Origin of the sequence: Clostridium sp. AM29-11AC (assembly GCF_003480545.1) — a bacterium.
GTDB classification, from domain to species: Bacteria; Bacillota; Clostridia; order Lachnospirales; family Lachnospiraceae; genus Otoolea; species Otoolea saccharolyticum_A.
Genome location: NZ_QUJI01000016.1, coordinates 1 through 17617, shown reverse-complemented (window position 1 = coordinate 17617; position 17617 = coordinate 1). Strand labels below are relative to the sequence as shown.

At 44.0% G+C, this 17617-nt stretch carries 14 protein-coding genes; all 14 read left to right on the top strand.

Annotated features, from left to right (window positions below; translation table 11 throughout):
- Positions 1-235 precede the first annotated feature (235 nt).
- The 14 genes from DW757_RS11885 to DW757_RS11820 all read left to right on the top strand — a co-directional run bounded on the left by DW757_RS11885 (position 236) and on the right by DW757_RS11820 (position 17235).
- Positions 236-2581 carry a U32 family peptidase gene (locus DW757_RS11885; RefSeq protein ID WP_118751800.1) on the top strand — a complete coding sequence of 782 codons (2346 nt, stop codon included), beginning with the start codon at positions 236-238 and terminating at the stop codon, positions 2579-2581.
- A 10-nt stretch (positions 2582-2591) separates the two neighbouring features.
- Complete coding sequence (locus DW757_RS11880) at positions 2592-3917, top strand: FtsW/RodA/SpoVE family cell cycle protein (RefSeq protein ID WP_118751799.1); 1326 nt, start codon at positions 2592-2594, stop codon at positions 3915-3917.
- A complete protein-coding gene (locus tag DW757_RS11875) occupies positions 3904-5595 on the top strand; it encodes a penicillin-binding transpeptidase domain-containing protein (protein ID WP_118751798.1) in 1692 nt (563 codons plus the stop codon). Before DW757_RS11880 ends, DW757_RS11875 begins: the two co-directional genes overlap by 14 nt.
- A gap of 132 nt (positions 5596-5727) precedes the next feature.
- Entirely contained in the window at positions 5728-6501 is a 774-nt protein-coding gene (locus DW757_RS11870; protein ID WP_118751797.1) for a TSUP family transporter, read from the top strand.
- A 941-nt stretch (positions 6502-7442) separates the two neighbouring features.
- Positions 7443-7967, top strand: coding sequence for a transcription termination/antitermination NusG family protein (locus DW757_RS11865; RefSeq protein WP_118751796.1), 525 nt, complete (start codon positions 7443-7445; stop codon positions 7965-7967).
- Positions 7968-8219: 252 nt separating this feature from the next.
- Entirely contained in the window at positions 8220-8825 is a 606-nt protein-coding gene (locus tag DW757_RS11860) for a transcription termination/antitermination NusG family protein (protein WP_118751795.1), read from the top strand.
- 360 nt (positions 8826-9185) lie between these two features.
- Positions 9186-10373 (top strand): aminotransferase class I/II-fold pyridoxal phosphate-dependent enzyme, encoded by a 1188-nt coding sequence (locus DW757_RS11855; RefSeq protein WP_118751841.1) that lies wholly within the window; start codon positions 9186-9188, stop codon positions 10371-10373.
- Positions 10374-10477: 104 nt separating this feature from the next.
- Complete coding sequence (locus tag DW757_RS11850) at positions 10478-11059, top strand: sugar transferase (protein WP_279221225.1); 582 nt, start codon at positions 10478-10480, stop codon at positions 11057-11059.
- Positions 11056-11679, top strand: a complete 624-nt coding sequence (locus DW757_RS11845; protein ID WP_118751794.1) for an acetyltransferase — start codon at positions 11056-11058, stop codon at positions 11677-11679. Before DW757_RS11850 ends, DW757_RS11845 begins: the two co-directional genes overlap by 4 nt.
- A 1-nt stretch (position 11680) precedes the next feature.
- On the top strand, positions 11681-12817 hold the full coding sequence (locus tag DW757_RS11840) for a glycosyltransferase family 4 protein (RefSeq protein WP_118751793.1): 1137 nt from the start codon (positions 11681-11683) through the stop codon (positions 12815-12817).
- 12 nt (positions 12818-12829) lie between these two features.
- Positions 12830-13819 carry a glycosyltransferase gene (locus tag DW757_RS11835; protein WP_182433296.1) on the top strand — a complete coding sequence of 330 codons (990 nt, stop codon included), beginning with the start codon at positions 12830-12832 and terminating at the stop codon, positions 13817-13819.
- Position 13820: 1 nt separating this feature from the next.
- Positions 13821-14777, top strand: a complete 957-nt coding sequence (locus DW757_RS11830) for a DUF6625 family protein (protein WP_118751791.1) — start codon at positions 13821-13823, stop codon at positions 14775-14777.
- Positions 14777-15817: an EpsG family protein gene (locus DW757_RS11825; RefSeq protein ID WP_118751790.1), complete on the top strand. Its 1041-nt coding sequence runs from the start codon at positions 14777-14779 to the stop codon at positions 15815-15817. The genes DW757_RS11830 and DW757_RS11825 overlap by 1 nt, the downstream gene beginning before the upstream one ends.
- An 8-nt stretch (positions 15818-15825) precedes the next feature.
- The gene (locus DW757_RS11820; protein ID WP_118751789.1) at positions 15826-17235 is read left to right on the top strand and encodes a hypothetical protein; all 1410 of its coding nucleotides are present in this window, start codon (positions 15826-15828) and stop codon (positions 17233-17235) included.
- The last annotated feature ends 382 nt before the right edge of the window (positions 17236-17617 follow it).

Genomic DNA, 17617 nt, shown 5'->3' with positions numbered 1-17617 from the left:
ACAGGAAAGGCTGATGCATTTCGCATCAGCCCTGTCTTATTAAGCGGGAAAATAGACGGGAAAATTTCTGAAACGTCAAACAAAAAACATAAACCTGTGAAATGAAAATCAGAAAAACAATAATGGGAATACAATAATCAGAAAAAAATAACCAAATAAAACCAGAAAAATAACCAGAAAAATAACCATAAAACGAAAGCCCAGTAAGGCGAAAACCAGTTGAAAGGGATTGAGGATGAACAGTCAGGAAAAAACACTAGATCGGGAGACCAGGTGGAGGGAGGCTGTCAGGAGAGGGGCGGAGATCCTGGCTCCGGCAGGCTCCTTTGAGAGTATGAAGGCTGCTGTGGCGGCCGGAGCTGACGCTGTATATATCGGAGGGAGCAAGTTTGGGGCGAGAGCCTTTGCCGACAATCTCGATGAGGAGAGGATGAAGGAGGCCATTGACTATGTCCACCTTCACGGCCGCAGCATCTATATGACCGTCAACACTCTTGTGAAGGAGCAGGAGCTCTCAGAGCTGTACGATTACCTGCTGCCCTATTACAGACAGGGACTGGATGCGGTGATTGTGCAGGACATGGGAGTGTTTGCATTCATAAGAGAGCAGTTTCCGGATCTTCCGGTTCACGCCAGCACTCAGATGACTGTGACGGGGGCACCGGGAGCCAGGCTGATCGGGGACCTGGGAGCGTCCAGGATTGTGACTGCCAGAGAGCTTTCTCTGGAAGAGATAGAGGAGATTTACAGGGAGACGGGAGCAGAGATAGAGAGCTTTGTCCACGGGGCTCTCTGCTACTGCTATTCGGGACAGTGCCTGTTCAGCAGCATGATAGGAGGGCGAAGCGGCAACAGGGGAAGGTGCGCCCAGACCTGCCGCCTGCCCTTTGATGTGAGAAGAGGACATCAGGTTCTGAACAGGAAAAGCGAGAGGTATGTCCTGAGTCTTAAGGATCTGTGCACCCTTGACATTCTGCCGGATATTTTAGAGGCAGGCGTATTCTCCCTGAAAATTGAGGGGAGGATGAAAAGTCCCCGCTATACGGCAGGGGTGGTTTCCATCTACAGAAAGTATGTGGATCTCTATATGAAGACAGGCAGGAAGGGCTATCGGGTAGATCCGGAGGATCGGAAGCTTCTTCTGGACCTGTTTGACAGAGGAGGGCAGACAGAAGGGTATTACAGGCAGCACAATGGAAGAGACATGGTGGTGCTGAAGGAAAAGCCGGCCTTCCGAAGTGAGAACAGGGAGCTGTATGATTACCTGGACAGGACGTATGTGGAGGCAGTTCTTCAGGAGCCTGTCACAGGAAGAGTGAGAGCATTTGAGGGAGAGCCGCTGGCCATGGAGGTTTCCTGCAGGGGAGTGAAGGCTCTGGCAGCCGGAGGTATGGTTCAGACGGCCAAAAATCAGCCCATGACACAGGAGCGCATTGAAAAACAGATAAAAAAGACGGGAAATACGCCGTTCTTCTTTGGAAGTCTGGAAATTGAGACAAAAGGAAGCTGCTTTATCCCGGTGCAGGAATTAAATGAGCTCAGGAGAAATGCCTTTGCAGCCCTTGAGGAGGAGATACTTGGGCAGTTTCGAAGGAAAGCCCAGGAATCAGAGGTACAGGAATCAGAGACGCAGAATTCAGAGGCCCGGTCAGGAGCCTGTGACTGCCAGGAAAACGGCGAGAGCAGGGGCAGGAATCAGAATAAGGCTGAGGATAAAAGCGAAAACAGAGGGCAGGGCGCTTCTCTTCATGTGACCCTGGAGGAACAGGAGGGCCTGTCGGCTGTGCTTCTGTTCCCGGAGGTGGACACGGTTTCCATCGATGCCGCAGGATTTCCTGCTGAGAGCTGGGCGAATGCGGCTGCCCGCTGCCATGAAGCTGGAAAGAAGTGCTTTCTGATGCTGCCGCACATTTACAGAACCCAGGCAAAGAATTATTTTAACAGCCATCTTGGGGACCTTGCCGCTGCAGGCTTTGACGGGGCAGTTGTGAGGGCCTGGGAGGAGGTGCAGCTTGTGAAGGAGTGGAAGAAGGAGGGAGTGTTCTCGCCGAAGCTCGTTCTGTTTGACCACGGTCTCTACAGCTTTAACCATCTCTCGGAGGAGATGATGGAGAGGATGCTGCCGGAGATGGAAAAGCGATTTACAGCGCCTCTTGAGCTAAACAGCAGGGAGCTTGCGAAAAAGGGGATTAAAGGCGGGGAGCTGATGGTCTATGGAAACATTCCCATGATGGTCACTGCCCAGTGCATGAAAAAAACGCTGGAGGGCTGTACGGGAAAGCCGGAGCTTCTGTATATGAAGGACCGCATGGGGAAAGAATTTCCTGTAAAGAATCACTGCCGGTTCTGCTACAATACCATCTACAATTCGAGCCCTCTGTCTCTTTTAGCTGACAGAGAGGCAGTGGAACGCCTTGGCCCGTCTGTCCTGCGCCTCTCCTTTACGACGGAGAGACCTGAACGGATAAGGCAGGCAGTGAGGGCATTTGCCGATGTGTTCTGCAAAGAGGAAGGAGACGCTGCTGCTGCGCAGCTTTCCGGTGAATTTACAAGAGGCCATTTCAGACGCGGTGCAGAGTAGGTGAATTTTTATGGCTAATCTCATTACAAATGTATCGAAGTATCTGATGATACTTCTCATAGCGATTTATACCTATTACAACTTCCGGTTTTTCGGGGTTGGAGACGAGGACCAGAAACGGCATCTGTGCCGCCTTCAGAATGTCATACTGGTTTTAATCCATACTCTTGCGTATACGATTATTTATCTCAGGACGGAGGACGAGAAGGCGCTGATGTTTTTCGGGGCGCAGCTTCTGTTTTTCTTCCTGTATATGGGGCTGTACCGGCTGTTTTATCATAACCTGTCCAGGCTTCTTCTGAACAATGCCTGTATGCTTCTGTCCACCAGCTTTATCATTATGACAAGACTCTCCATGGATCGGGCGGTGAGGCAGTTCGCCATCGTGGTGGCGGCGGCAGCCGTGACAATGATTATCCCGTTTATTATGGACCGGGCATGGCAGCTTTCAAAAATTCCATGGGTGTATGGAAGCATCGGCCTGCTTTTGCTTTTGGTGGTCTGCGTTATGGGAAATACGGCTTTCGGAGCTCAGCTATCCATCACCATCGGGGGCTTTTCCTTCCAGCCGTCAGAGTTTGTCAAGATCAGCTTTGTGTTTTTCGTGGCGACTATGTTTTACCGGTCAACTGATTTCAAAACCGTGGTGATCACCACAGCGGCGGCGGCAGCCCATGTTCTGGTGCTGGTGCTCTCCAAGGATCTGGGAAGCGCCCTGATCTTTTTCGTCACCTATCTTCTGATGCTGTTTGTGGCGACGAATAACTGGCTGTATCTGGGGCTTGGGGCCGGCTGCGGTTCGGCTGCCGCTGTGTTTGCCTACCAGATGTTCTCCCATGTCCGCACCAGGGTGGAGGCGTGGCTGGATCCCTGGAGCGATATAGCAGGGAAGGGCTATCAGATCAGCCAGTCCCTCTTTGCCATTGGAACCGGCGGCTGGTTTGGGATGGGGCTTTACCAGGGAATGCCTTCCAAAATTCCGGTGGTGGAAAAGGATTTTATCTTTTCTGCCATTTCCGAGGAGCTGGGCGGTATCTATGCCCTCTGCCTGATTCTCATCTGCCTGGGCTGCTTTATGCAGTTTATGCTGATTGCAGTCAGAATGCAGGCGATGTTCTATAAGCTGATTGCCTTTGGCCTGGGGACTGCCTACATTGTCCAGGTATTTCTGACAATCGGAGGAGTGACAAAATTTATTCCCTCCACGGGAGTGACGCTCCCCTTTGTGAGCTACGGCGGAAGCTCCATTCTCAGCACCTTTATCGTGTTTAATGTGGTGCAGGGGCTTTATATTTTAAAGTGCAACGAGGAGGAAGAGGAATATGAGGCTGAATGAGCCGCCAAAGGAGAAGGGAGGGAGAACAGCCATGGCAAAAAGCAGTACTGAAAACAGTGAAAAACAGGAAAAATCAGGAGGAAAACCGTCCTCTGCTTCCCGCTCCAGAAAAAATTCCGGTGAGGAGGGACTTCAGGGAATGAAAAAACGCCTTGCCAGAACAGGGAAGAGCTTTTTTTCTGCCGGAAGGGGAGAAGCGGCCAGGGGAAAGAAAAAACGGTCAGCCAGAGAAGAGAGGGAGAGAAAAGCAGCTGCCAGAGAGAAGACGGATAAAAACATATTAAAAATTACCTACGCCTTTGCGGCCCTCTTTATCGGAATGTGCGTGTATTTTGGCTGGTTTCTTCAGTTTGACAGCGAAAATGTCATTAACAGCTCCTACAATGCGAGGCTCGACCGCTTTTCAGACCGCATTGTCCGGGGAAAAATCCTGAGCAATGACGGGAGAGTCCTGGCAGAGACGCAGGTGGCCGGGGACGGTTCAGAAAAGAGATATTATCCATATAATTATCTGTTTGTCCATTCAGTCGGATATTCCGGAAAAAATGGAAAGACGGGAATCGAGTCTCTTGCGAACTTTTACCTGCTGTCCTCCCATGTCAATCTGCTGGAGAGAACCGTCAACGAGCTGCAGGGAAGGAAGAACATCGGCGACAATGTGGTGACCACTCTGGATGTGGATTTACAGCAGACAGCTTCTGACGCTATGGGAAACCGGCGCGGGGCAGTGATCGCCATGGAGCCGGATACGGGAAAAATTCTGGCCATGGTCTCTCAGCCCAATTTCAACGCCAATACGGTAGATGAACAGTGGGCAGAGCTGACCTCGCCGGAGAACACAAAGGCCCAGCTTGTAAACCGGGCCACTCAGGGACTCTATCCGCCAGGCTCCACCTTTAAGATCCTGACGGCGCTGGAGTATCTGCATGAAAATCCGAACGGCAGGAACGACTTCCATTTCGACTGTGACGGCACGTTCGAGGATGGGGACTACCAGATCCGGTGCTACCACGGAGAAGCCCACGGAAGCCAGGACTTCACAGGCGTGTTTGCCAACTCCTGCAACGGAGCCTTTTCCAGCATGGGGCTGGGTCTTAACCTGGCGCAGTTCAGAAGCCTGGCGGAGCAGTTTCTGTTCAACCGGGAGCTGCCGCTGTCCATTCCCTACAATAAGAGCTCCTTTGTGATGACAGAGGGGGCGGATGAGTGGGAGCGCCTTCAGACCTCCATCGGACAGGGAAAGACGCAGATGACGCCGATGCACAACCTGATGATCACAGCGGCCATCGCCAATGGCGGCACGCTGATGAAGCCCTACCTGATTGACCATGTGGAAAATGCGGGCGGACAGACGGTGAAAAAATTTATGCCGTCTGCATACGGGGAACTGATGAGCGGAGAGGATGCGGCAGTTCTCACCGAACTGATGACGGCAGTGGTAACGGACGGCACAGGCTCCGCCCTCCGGGGAGCTCCCTACACGGCGGCGGGAAAAACAGGCTCCGCTGAATTTGAGACAGGGAAGGAAACCCATGCATGGTTCGTAGGATTTGCACCGGTGGAGGATCCGAAAATAGCGGTCTGCGTGATTTTAGAGGAGAGCGGCTCCGGCGGTTCTCAGGCCGGGCCTGTGGCGAGGGCGGTGATGGACAAATATTTTGAGAAAAATCCCCAGTAGGACACGGCGGGAAGAAACGGAAGACGCCCGGCCCAGAGTTATGAAAGCGGGAGCGTATACGACAGATCCGGAGATAAAGCGGGGAGAGCGGGAGGCCGCAGATAAGAAGAGAAAAAGACAAAGGAGAAGACAATGACAGAGCTTCAGATGATACTGTTTTTATGTCCCATATTTTTTCTGACCAGTTTTGTGGATGCCGTTTCCGGCGGAGGAGGGCTGGTGGCCCTTCCCGCCTATCTGTTCACCGGCCTTCCCGTACATAACGCCTATGCCTGCAACAAGGTGGGCTGCCTGGTGGGAAATTTTACTTCCTTCGTCCGCTTTCTGAAAAACGGGCTGATCGACGGAAAGACTGCCATCGGGGTGGGAGTTGTGACTTTTTTCTGCTCCGCCTGCGGGGCCCAACTTGTCCTGCACCTGCCGGATCGGCCGCTGAAAATTATGATCCTGGCATCCATGCCTGCAGTGGCTCTCCTCATTTTTATGAGCAGAGAATACCCCCAGGTCAACCGCACAGAGGAGATAAAAGGCTGGAAAAGGATTCGCGCCTGCCTGCTCACGGGAGTGATCATGGGCTTTTACGACGGTGTTCTCGGGCCGGGATCCGGAACAGTGGTGATTCTGCTGTTCACAAAGCTGCTGAAATACGATTTAAAGACAGCCTCAGGAAATGCAAAGGCTGCGCTTCTGGCCTCCACCGTGGCAGCTTCGGCCTCCTACATCCTAGCCGGAAAGGTAGTCTGGACGGTGGCGGTTCCCGTGTCTGTGTTCGGAATCCTGGGAGGATACGTGGGAGCGGGAATGGCTATCAAAAAGGGGGCTCAGTTTATCCGCCCTATGATGCTTCTGATCGCGGCGCTGCTGATTGTCAAGATGGCAGCAGATATGGTGCACGGCGGAGTGTAGGAAAGCTCCGGCGCTAAACGGCCTGCAGCAGCAGTCTGCGGCTGAAAATGGCAGGGAGATATCAGACTGGCGGGAAAAGCTGGACAGAAGAGAGAAACGAGAAGCAAAGTTTTTATAAAAAGATCAAAAATGCTTATCCGCAGAAAATTTGAGGAGAAGAAAAGGGGAAATTCTGTCATACTGTATGCGAGCGCTCGAAATATAAAAATGGAGGAAGATACAGTATGATGAGAAAACAGATGGAAGAGATCCTGATTAATCTGCTGTCCTGCGGAATTTTCGAGGTAATTAAAAATTTTATAATGAAACTGTAGCAGAGGAAACAAGCCGCGGGGAGAGGGGAAGCAGTTATTCAGCCAGCCATTCTGCCAAGGACTGGCCGGCCTGAGGAACAGTTCTCTGCGGTATGGGAGCAGGTATGTATGCTCAGGAGCAGAACTGTTTGGCTGGCTCAGACAGCCCAGACAGATTTATTCTGTCGGGTGGATGCTGCTCCTGGCTGAAATAGGAGTTTGAATGAGGAAAAAAAGTGTCGCTTAACTGGATATTAAGCGACACTTTTTTGCATTTTTCAGTAAGTATTTATGTTCCTGTAGATTATAGCACCCTTTCTATGAGTGGTCAATATTTACAAAAAGGAACACCTGTCAATTCTTTCTAAGATTTTCTTAAAAATTCTTTTATATTTCCAAAATAAAATGAAGGGTTTTCGTTGATATGCAGCAGATAGATGGCGCCTGGGAACAGAGCAGATATCGTACTATATATACGTATCGGTGTTCAGTCACCTTGGGCCGGAATTTTTTCCGATATATAGTACACTTTTTCGGAGGTATCTTGTTTGATTGGAGAAAGCGTTTCCTGATGGAAACTAATGGAGAATAAAAAGTGTCGCTTAATATCCAGTTAAGCGACAAATTACAGGGAAAGGCGGTTGCGCGATGAGCTGGTATGTGCTGCAGTGCCGTCCGGGAAGGGAAGGGGAGATTACAGCTTCCCTGAAAAATCATCTGTCCGGGGAAGCGCTGGAGGAGGCCTTCTTTTTTCAGAGTGAACGGCTCTGGCGGGTAAATGGAAGCTGGGAACGGCAGACCAAGGAGTTGTTTCCGGGATATGTATTTTTACAGAGCAGCAGTCCCGAAAAGCTCTCCGCAGAGCTGGAGGAATACCGTGGCATTGTCCGTGTAATGGAGGAACCCGGGTATCTGATTTCTGTATATCCTGAGGAGGAGACATACCTGAGAAAGCTCTGCGGAAAAAACCATTTCCTTGCCTTATCCTATGGCTACAAGGACAGAGAAAGCGGATATTCCAAGATCACGAGAGGCCCGTTGGCGGGGATGGAACGTCAGGTCGCTTCATTTGACTGGCACCGGCGCTTTGCAAAACTGGAACTCACTCTCGGGAAGAGAAAGGCCGTAGTCTGGGCCGGGCTGGAGATTGATGAGGCTGTGAAGGCATCATAGAAGCCGGGCCGGTAATCTGGGAAAGACATAGGAAAAAAAGACAGGACAAATTCCTGAAGGCGAAGTACAGCTAATGAGGCATACGACGGCGGATGGATGTGATAGAGGTGCAGTGTGCTGCTGACCAATTAAAATTCAGGGGGGAGACAGAACACTGCAGAGAAGAATCAGGGCGGCGGTTTAGAAAATTTCGGCCTGCTGTGCTGGTAGGGCGAAGCTATACCTTTTTGTCCTGAAAATCAGGAGGAAGCCATGTGGTACGTGATTCAGACAGAAACAGGAAAAGAAGAGGAGATACTTCTGTTTATGCGGAATATGATACCAGAAGAATTGTGCCGGCACTGTTTTTTGATCTGGGCAGAGTGGCCCAGACGTGCAGGCGGACAGTGGAACATAGTGAAGAAAAATATGTTTCCAGGTTACATTTTTGCGGAAACAGAAGAGCCGGAAGAACTGTTCCAGAGGCTGAAGAAGGTACCAGGTCTTACTAAGCTGCTGGGGGGAGACAGATGTGAGTTTATCCCTCTGGGCGCAGAGGAAGAGCGGTTTTTCTGCATGATCGGAGAGAAAGAAGGAAACTGCACTGGAGAAAACAGGGCAGCGAAATGCGGAGCGGGGACAGATAAAAGAAAAAGGTATTGTCTGTCAGTACGCCCAAGCACTGTGCGGGTAGATGAGGAAGGAAAACTTGAAATACTGAATGGAGCCCTCCAGTCATTTAAAGAGGAAATTGTGAGAGTAAACCTGCACAAAAGATATGCAGTGGTAAGAGTAAAGATGCTGGGAGAAAAAACCGTATTGTTCGGGCTTGCGATGGAGAAGGACGGGCTGAGACAACAGGCCGGGGAGGAAAGCTGAAAGCCGGGAACCGGAAGTCAGAAGCCAGGACAGAGAGGCGAAAGGCAGAAGCAGGAAGTCCGGGCAGAGAAGAGGCAGGAAACTGGCACAGGAATGAAGGGAATAAAACTGCCGCCTGAAAGTGGCGGAAGGTTATTATACAGAAAAAGGAAGCGGTATGGAAAGAAGCCTTGTGGGGGGGCTTCTTTTTCTTTTGGGTTTGTTTATAAAAAACAGGAAAGAAGAGGACTGAAACGGGACAGGCGAGAAACTGCTGTTTCAAATGAGACAGAGAAAAATATCGAGACGGATGAAAAAGATATTTGTCCGGAGAGAGAAAGCGGGAAGAAAGTAAATCTTAAAGAAAAGGGAGGATTTCGTATGAACAGATTACAGAGCGGAAAGCAGGACAATCATCAGAAGCAGACAGAGAAAAAACGTATTTTCCTGGCCAGCCCAACCATGAATGGTCATGAAATGGACTATATCAACGAGGCATTTGAGACGAACTGGGTGGCTCCTCTGGGGAAAAATGTGGATGAGTTTGAAAAGGAGCTGGCTGCCTATGTGGGCGTCAGCCATGCAGCAGCCCTGAGTGCAGGGACAGCAGCCCTCCATCTGGCAGTGAAGCTGTCTGGAATTGGAGAAGGCGATGTGGTTCTGTCCTCCTCCCTGACTTTTGCGGCTACCTGCAATCCGGTTACCTATGAGAGAGGAAAGCTGGTTTTCATTGACGCGGAGCAGGATACCTGGAATATGTCGCCGGAGGCCCTTGAGGAGGGCTTCAGAAAATACCCGGAGGCCAAGGCGGTGCTTCTGGCCCATCTGTACGGAACTCCTGCAAAGATGGATGAGATTATGAGAATCTGCAGGGAGCATGGAGCTGTGCTTATCGAGGATGCGGCCGAGGCTCTGGGAAGTACCTATAAGGGAAAGGCCTGCGGAAGCTTTGGAGATCTGGGTATTTTTTCTTTTAACGGAAATAAAATCATTACCACCTCAGGCGGAGGAATGCTGGTGTCTGAGGATGAGGCGAAAATAAAAAAAGCAAGATTTCTGGCCACACAGGCGAGAGAGCCGGCAAGGCATTACGAGCACAAAGAGATAGGCTATAACTACCGGATGAGCAATATAATTGCCGGAATCGGCAGAGGGCAGATGCATACGCTGGATGAATATAAGAGAAAAAAACAGGAGATTTACTGGACTTATGAGGAAGCGTTCTGCGATATTCCAGGAGTTTCCATGAATCCGCTGAATCCGGACGGGGAGGCAAATAACTGGCTGTCCTGCCTGACCGTAAGCGAGGAGCAGATGAAAGAGGGAGTTACACCGGAGAGGATTGCAGAGGCACTGGAGAAAGAGAATATCGAGAGCAGACCGATCTGGAAGCCAATGAATCTGCAGCCGGTGTACAGAGAAAATGATTTCATCCAGGTGGAGAGCTGCCATGGCGTGTCGGTGGGGGAGGATGTGTTCAACAGAGGAATTTGTCTTCCAAGCGATATAAAGAATACGAAAGAGGATATGGAGAGAATTATAGAGATTGTGAGAGGGTGCTTCAGGTGAGAAAAAGATGCAAAGGCAGTCTTCCTGTAAATAAAAGATATGAGATTTCAGGCAGGAAAAGAAGAAAAGAGGGAAGACTGTACCGTGATTACATAAAAAGAGGAATGGATATCGCTATGGCCCTGTCCGGGATTGTAATTTTGTCTCCGGTCATGCTGCTGACGGCGTTTCTGGTGAGGACAAGGCTTGGAAGCCCAGTGATTTTTAAGCAGAAACGCCCGGGAAAGGACGGTAAGATTTTTGAACTTTATAAGTTCAGGAGTATGACGGATAAGAGAGATGAGAACGGAGAACTTCTGCCGGATGAAGTGAGGCTTACGGCGTTTGGAAGAAAGTTGCGTTCTACCAGTCTGGATGAGCTGCCGGAGCTGTTTAATATTCTGAAAGGGGATATGAGTGTGGTGGGGCCGCGGCCGCTTCTGGTGGACTATCTGCCTTTGTACAGCAAAAGGCAGAGCCACCGGCACGACGTAAGGCCCGGCCTTACGGGGCTTGCCCAGGTAAAGGGAAGGAACGCGATTGGATGGGAGGAGCGGTTCGAGTGGGATCTGCGGTATGTGAGAGGGGTTTCGCTGGGGCTGGATCTGTATGTGCTGGCGGAGACAGTCAAGACGGTGTTTAAAAGGGAAGGGATACACTCGGAAGGGTGTGAGACGATGGAGAGGTTTGAAGGCGGAGAAAAATGAGTACAGTGATTCTTGGAGCAGGCGGTCACGCCAGGGTGGTTTTAGATATTCTGAAAGCAGCCCAAAAAGAACAGGGGGTTCAGGAAGAGATAGAATTCTTGGATGATAATATTCCAAGAGAAACGAAAATTGAAGGAATAAGAGTGGCTGGGAAAATCGAAGATTGCAGGAAGTATTCCTCTGATACAAAATTTATTATTGGAATAGGGAATAACAATATTAGGAAGGAAATAGCGGAAAGATACAAGATATTATATACTTGCGCTATTCATCCAAGGGCAGTTTTGGGGAGTAGTGTGGAAATTGAAGAAGGGACGGTTGTAGCTGCAAATGCAGTGATAAATTATGGGGGAAAAATAGGGCGGCATTGTATTATTAATACTGGAGCAACCGTTGATCACGAATGCAGAGTCGGGGAGTTTGTCCATGTTTCTCCAGGAGCACATTTGGGAGGAAATGTAGAACTAGGAAAAAGATGTTGGCTGGGGATAGGAAGTATTGTAAAAAACAATATTAGAATTGTTCCAGAAAGTATCATTGGAGCAGGGGCAGTGGTAGTAAAAAATATTGAAAAGCCTGGTACTTATGTTGGAGTTCCGGCACTGAGAGTAGGAAGGTAAGATGAAAAAGGCGTTATTAGTATCTACAGTTCCATCAACGATTGGACAATTTAATATGGAAAATATCCAGATTCTTCAGCAGATGGGGATAGAAGTACATATTGCATGTAATTTTAATGATTTAAAAGTATGGCCGAAAGAAAAGGTAAATATCTTAATTGGGGAACTTCAAGGCAGGGGGTGTATTTGTCATCAGGTAGATTTCAGCAGGAGTATTACAAAAATTATCGTACTTTTGAGGGCTTTAAAGCAAATAAGTAGTCTGTTAAAAAAAGAGAATTTTACTGTAATACATTGTCATACACCAGTTGCAGGCGCAATCACTCGTTTTGCAGCAGGTAAATTAAAGAATAGCGGAAAAGTAATCTATACGGCTCATGGATTTCATTTTTATCAGGGAGCGCCATTATTAAACTGGATTTTATATTATCCTGTAGAACGGTATCTTTCACATAATACGGATATAATAATTACTATAAATAAAGAAGATTACAGATTTGCTAAAAAGCATATGAAGGCGAGAAAAGTAACATATGTTCCTGGGGTAGGGGTGGATCTGAATAAATTCTATCCTGATAATGAGAAGAAAATCAGCAGAAATGAAAATCAGACAGTAGTTTTGGTGTCAGTAGGAGAATTAAATGCAAATAAAAATCATGAGTTGGTTCTAAAAGCATTGCATAAATTAAGAAAAAGTGATTTTGTTTATTGGCTGTGTGGAGTAGGAGAAAAGGAGCGGTATTTAAAAGAATTAGCAGGTCGATTAAATATAGGAGAAAAAGTAAGATTTTTGGGATTTCGAGATGACATAGATGAAATATATAAAAAAGCAGATATTTTTATATTTCCATCTAAGCGGGAAGGCCTCCCAGTTTCTATGATGGAAGCAATGGCAAGCGGGCTTCCAGTTATTTGCAGTGACATAAGGGGAAATCGTGACTTGATTGAAAAGGATAGCAGAGGTGGAAAACTCTTTGCGGTAGATGATGAAATGGAACTGGCAGCCTTGATAGAAAAATTACTTATATCCCCAGATGTACGAGAAAAAATGGGGGAGTTCAACAGGAAAAGGATGAGATATTTTTCATCGGATCATGTAACCAAGAAAATGAAGGAAATATATAACGAATTATTATAGGACATGATTAATATGCATAAAGACATATATTTTAGTATAATTGTACCAGTCTATAATGTCAAAAATTATCTGCAGGATGCTGTAGACAGTATTTTAAATCAGACTTACAAAGACTATGAAATCATATTGATAGATGATGGTTCAGATGATGGTTCCGAAGTATTATGTGATGAAATAAGTAAATCTATCTCAAGGATAAAAGCGATACATCAGCAAAGTCAAGGCGCATCACAGGCTAGAAATAATGGGATGAAGATAGCTTCAGGTAAATATTTGCTTTTTTTGGATAGTGATGATTTATGGTTGGATCGAGAGTATCTAAATAAATTGAAAGATAAAATAAATATATATGCAGAACCTGATCTGGTAGTTATGAGCCATTATACAGAGATAGATATTACAGGCAAGTATTTAGCAGAAAAGTCATCGGGAATTAATACCAAACAAATTAACAGTTTGTCTTATGATGAAGCGATCAGTTCTGTTGCTAAAAGTAATTATTTTCCGATTAGTCCATGGGCTAAAGTGATAAAGCGAGATATTGTCTATAAATATAAGCTTTTTTTTGAACCTGGTCTGCGAAGTGAAGACATAGATTGGAGTTTTAAAGTATTCAATGTATGTAAGACAGTATTTTTTTGGAATGAAAAAAACTATGCCTATCGGATTAGAGAGGATTCTATTTCCCATTATTTGAAGGAAAAAACATATAGTGATTTGCTGTTTATTATTGTGAAATGGAGCGAAATATTTAAGAAAGATAAAAATAATATAAGAAAGAATGCTATGCTGGGAATTTTATCTTATGAGTATTTTATTCTGATAGGAATACGGGCAATCCTGAAAGACTTTAAAATGCATCAAAGGGAACTAAAGGAGCTTTGGTGGCTGAGTCAATATTCATATAATAGGAAAACAACTTTGTGTAGAATATTGATACAAATTTTAGGGATAAGACTGGGGGCTTTTGTAATAGCGAAATACATAGGGAGAAAGAGGTAAAATGAAAAGTATTTGTTTGATTATTCCTTATTTTGGAGAATTTCCTTCGTATTTTCAGTTGTTCCTTAATTCTTGCGGGAAAAACCAAAAAATCAAGTGGCTGCTCATAACTGATAATGATAAGCCTTATAACTACCCGGACAATGTTAGTTTAATATCGATGTCTTTTAGTGAGTTAAAAGCTTATATCCAAAAAAAATTTGAATTTCCGATTTCCCTAGAGAGGCCATATAAACTGTGTGATTATAGACCTGCTTACGGATTTATTTTTCAGGATTTGGTTAGAGAATATGATTACTGGGGACATTGTGATGTAGATGTTATATTTGGAGATTTGGAGGGGGTTTTGGAAAAAAGACTGGATGATTATGATAAACTTTTTGAATTCGGGCATTTTACGTTATATAAAAATACTGATAAAATTAACAGGCAGTTTATGAGCCTTTATAATGGAGAGTGCCTATATAAAAAAGTGTATTCAGTGGATACAAGCTGCATTTTTGATGAGCTGTATAGTAACAGTATTAATAATATTTTTATACAAAATGGTTTGAAAATATTAAAAGAGAATATTTCGGCTGACATATATACAAAGTCTTCTGATTTTTTACTGACATATTACAATGAAAAAAATAAAGGCTACAGGGTGGAAAAATGTAGGAATGCTGTTTTTACATATGAAGAAGGAAGAATATTTCAGTATAAGAAAAAACGAAAAGAGATAGTAAAACAGGAATTTGCATACATCCATTTGCAAAAGAGGAAGATGCAGGTAAAGATTTCTGATGATAATGCAAAGTGTTTTATGATTATTCCAAACGCATTTGAAGATTATAGATATAATATTACTTTGGAAAATTGGAGAAGGATAAAAAAGAAAAATTTTAATTTACACTATTTCCAAATTAGATTTAAGAATTTAACTATTAAAATTAAAAGGTGTTTGAGGAGAGACTGATGCTTTATATTATTGGCCTTTTAATGGTAATTTTAGGGTTTCTATTAAAAAAATCTAAGATAATAACAGCCCTGCAGACAATGTTTTTGATTATAATTATGGGAGGAAATTACGAAAATCCTGATTATTATAATTATAAATATATGTTTGACAATGGAGTTGAATTATTATTAAAGGGGGATACAAGAGAGCCGATTTACTTACTTATTAATATTATCGGAAAAAAATTGGGATTGGATTTCCAACAATTTTATTTTCTTCTAATGGCAATAGCAATTATCGCCCTTGTTAAGATTATTTTAATATATACCGAAAGGCCTGCTCCAGTATTGTCGCTGTTTATATTATATCCTATGCTGGAATCCACAATTCAGATTAGGACTTTTTTGGCTACAATAGTATTGCTTAAAGGGTTGACTTATTTATTTGATTACAATAAGAAATATAGTATTCTTAAATATATGGTATATGTAATGGCGGCGTCGCTGTTTCATATATCATTTATTTTTTACTTTATTTTAGTTGTCATCCGTTTATTTAAAGTTAAAAGTGTAATAGTATTTGTTCAATATTGTTTCTTGGCGGTTGCTTTTATTGTGCCGTTAATGCCAATATTGTTTACTATGTTAATGGGAAGTTCGGAAAGTTATTTTTCCAGTATGAGTTATCTTTCTCCGGCAAAGGTCCTTGGAATGGCAATCTGGCAATTAGCAGGGGTAATTTTAGTCTGCCTGATATGCAGAGGAAAAACTTTATCTGAAAAACTTAAACCAAAGTTTTTCTCATATGTTTGTTATATTAATATTGCGGTATGTATGATGATTCCATTATATCTTGGTGGAAACACTTTTATGCGTTTATATAGGAACCTATTTTTATTAAATTACATAGCTATTACAAATAAAAGAAGCGTACTATATTGTCCGATATATATTTTATATTTAATATGTACGGCGGTATTTTTTAATATTATTGCCAGCAATGGGTATACAGAAGTTTTTTCTGCTATATATGAAAAAAATATACTTTTTGGAATGTAGGAAAGATAATGGAAAATAAGGGAAATATTAAAAATATCATTAAGAGTATCTTCTATAGTCTTTCATCAAACTTTTTTGTAATGCTTGCGTCAGCAGTTATAACATTGTTTGTTCCCAGATTTATGGGAGTAGAGGAGTTTGCGTATTGGCAGCTTTATCTGTTTTACAGCTCATATTCCGGTTATTTTCATTTTGGCTGGAATGATGGTTTTTTGTTAAGAAATTCGGGAAGCGACAGTGAGAGTATAGACAGACAAGATGTGAGAACTCAGTTAGTCCTGCAAACTTTTGTCATGGCCGTTATTGCATACACAGTATGGTATTTTTTAAATACGCAGGACGGAACAAAGGATATAGTATTGGGGTTTTGTATAAATATAGTTTTAGTAAATCTTCGCTATTATTTGATATGCGTCTGTCAGTCTATCAGTAAATTTAAAGAGATGGCTGTAATTAATATATCTGATAGAGTTATCTTCTTGCTTTTTCTTCTTGCTGAATTCCTTTTTGGCAGATTTGAATCTAGAGATATGATTTTAGCTGATATTCTTGCAAAAACAGTTTCTATATTTATAGCAGGTTATTTGTTGAAAGAAATCCTGATTGGAAGACTTGGAAATTTAAAAAGGGAGATTAATCAGATAACGGCCAATATAGCAGTTGGAATAAAATTGATGGTATCCAGTCTGACGAGTATGCTCAGCCTGGGTATTGTAAGGTTTAAAGTAGAGGCGTGTTGGGATCTAATTGTTTTTGGAAAAATTTCTTTGTGCATCAGTATAGTTAATCTCTTTATTACCTTTGTGAACGCGGTCGGGATTATATTTTTTCAGGTAATGTATCGAATTCCACCTAGTTCCCATGAAGAATATTATAAAATTTTGCGGAAAAGTTTGTCTATACTTATCGTGATAATTTTAGGATTATATTTTCCCACTTACTATATTTTATTAAAATGGATACCACAGTATACGGAGAGCTTAATTTATATGGGATTTCTTTTTCCTATGTGCTTATTTGAAAGCAAGATGGTATTACTAGATTCTGCATTTTTAAAGATTTATAGGCGTGAAAATGAGCTTTTGGCAGTTAATATTTTATCAGTTGTGCTGGGAATCTGTTTTTATAAATTTTCAATAGATTATTTAAAAAGTATAGAAATAACACTTCTATTTATAGTCATGATAAGCTTTTTAAAGTGCTGTTTTGCAGAAAAGATTATACGAAGAAAAATAGGCATTCATTTTAAGTTTAGCATAGAAGAAATATTTTTCTCGTGTCTTTTTATTATCATGGCGACAGCTATGGATAAATTCGCGGGTGGTATTATATATTTTGTAGTTCTGATATTTTATTTAGCATTAAATAGAAAAGGGATACATTCAATATATTTACATATAAAAAATGATAATTCCTAAATGGATACTAAGAAGCAGATTATCATATCATTAAAAATGAGGAAGGCCAACTTACAAAAACGGCTATAGTTGAAACAGTGGAGCAAACGGCGATTCGATACTCCTGTAATTTCCTACCACACCACCACCGAAATCCCCACCAACACCATCTGCGTCGCGCATCAAAAACAGCGGCACGAACCACTTCCACCATTTTTCCAGCTTCACGCCGGCGATCCCGCAGATGACGGGGATGTGTTTTTTGTCAAGTACTTTTCCTTAAAAAAAAGCGTCGGAAATCCCTTTTTTCAGCAAGGGATTTTCCCTGCTTTCAGCGGGCATTATGGATTGTGTCAATAGTTTTTCGCAAAATTAAAATCTTGCCGTTTGGCAGCCGGTAGTC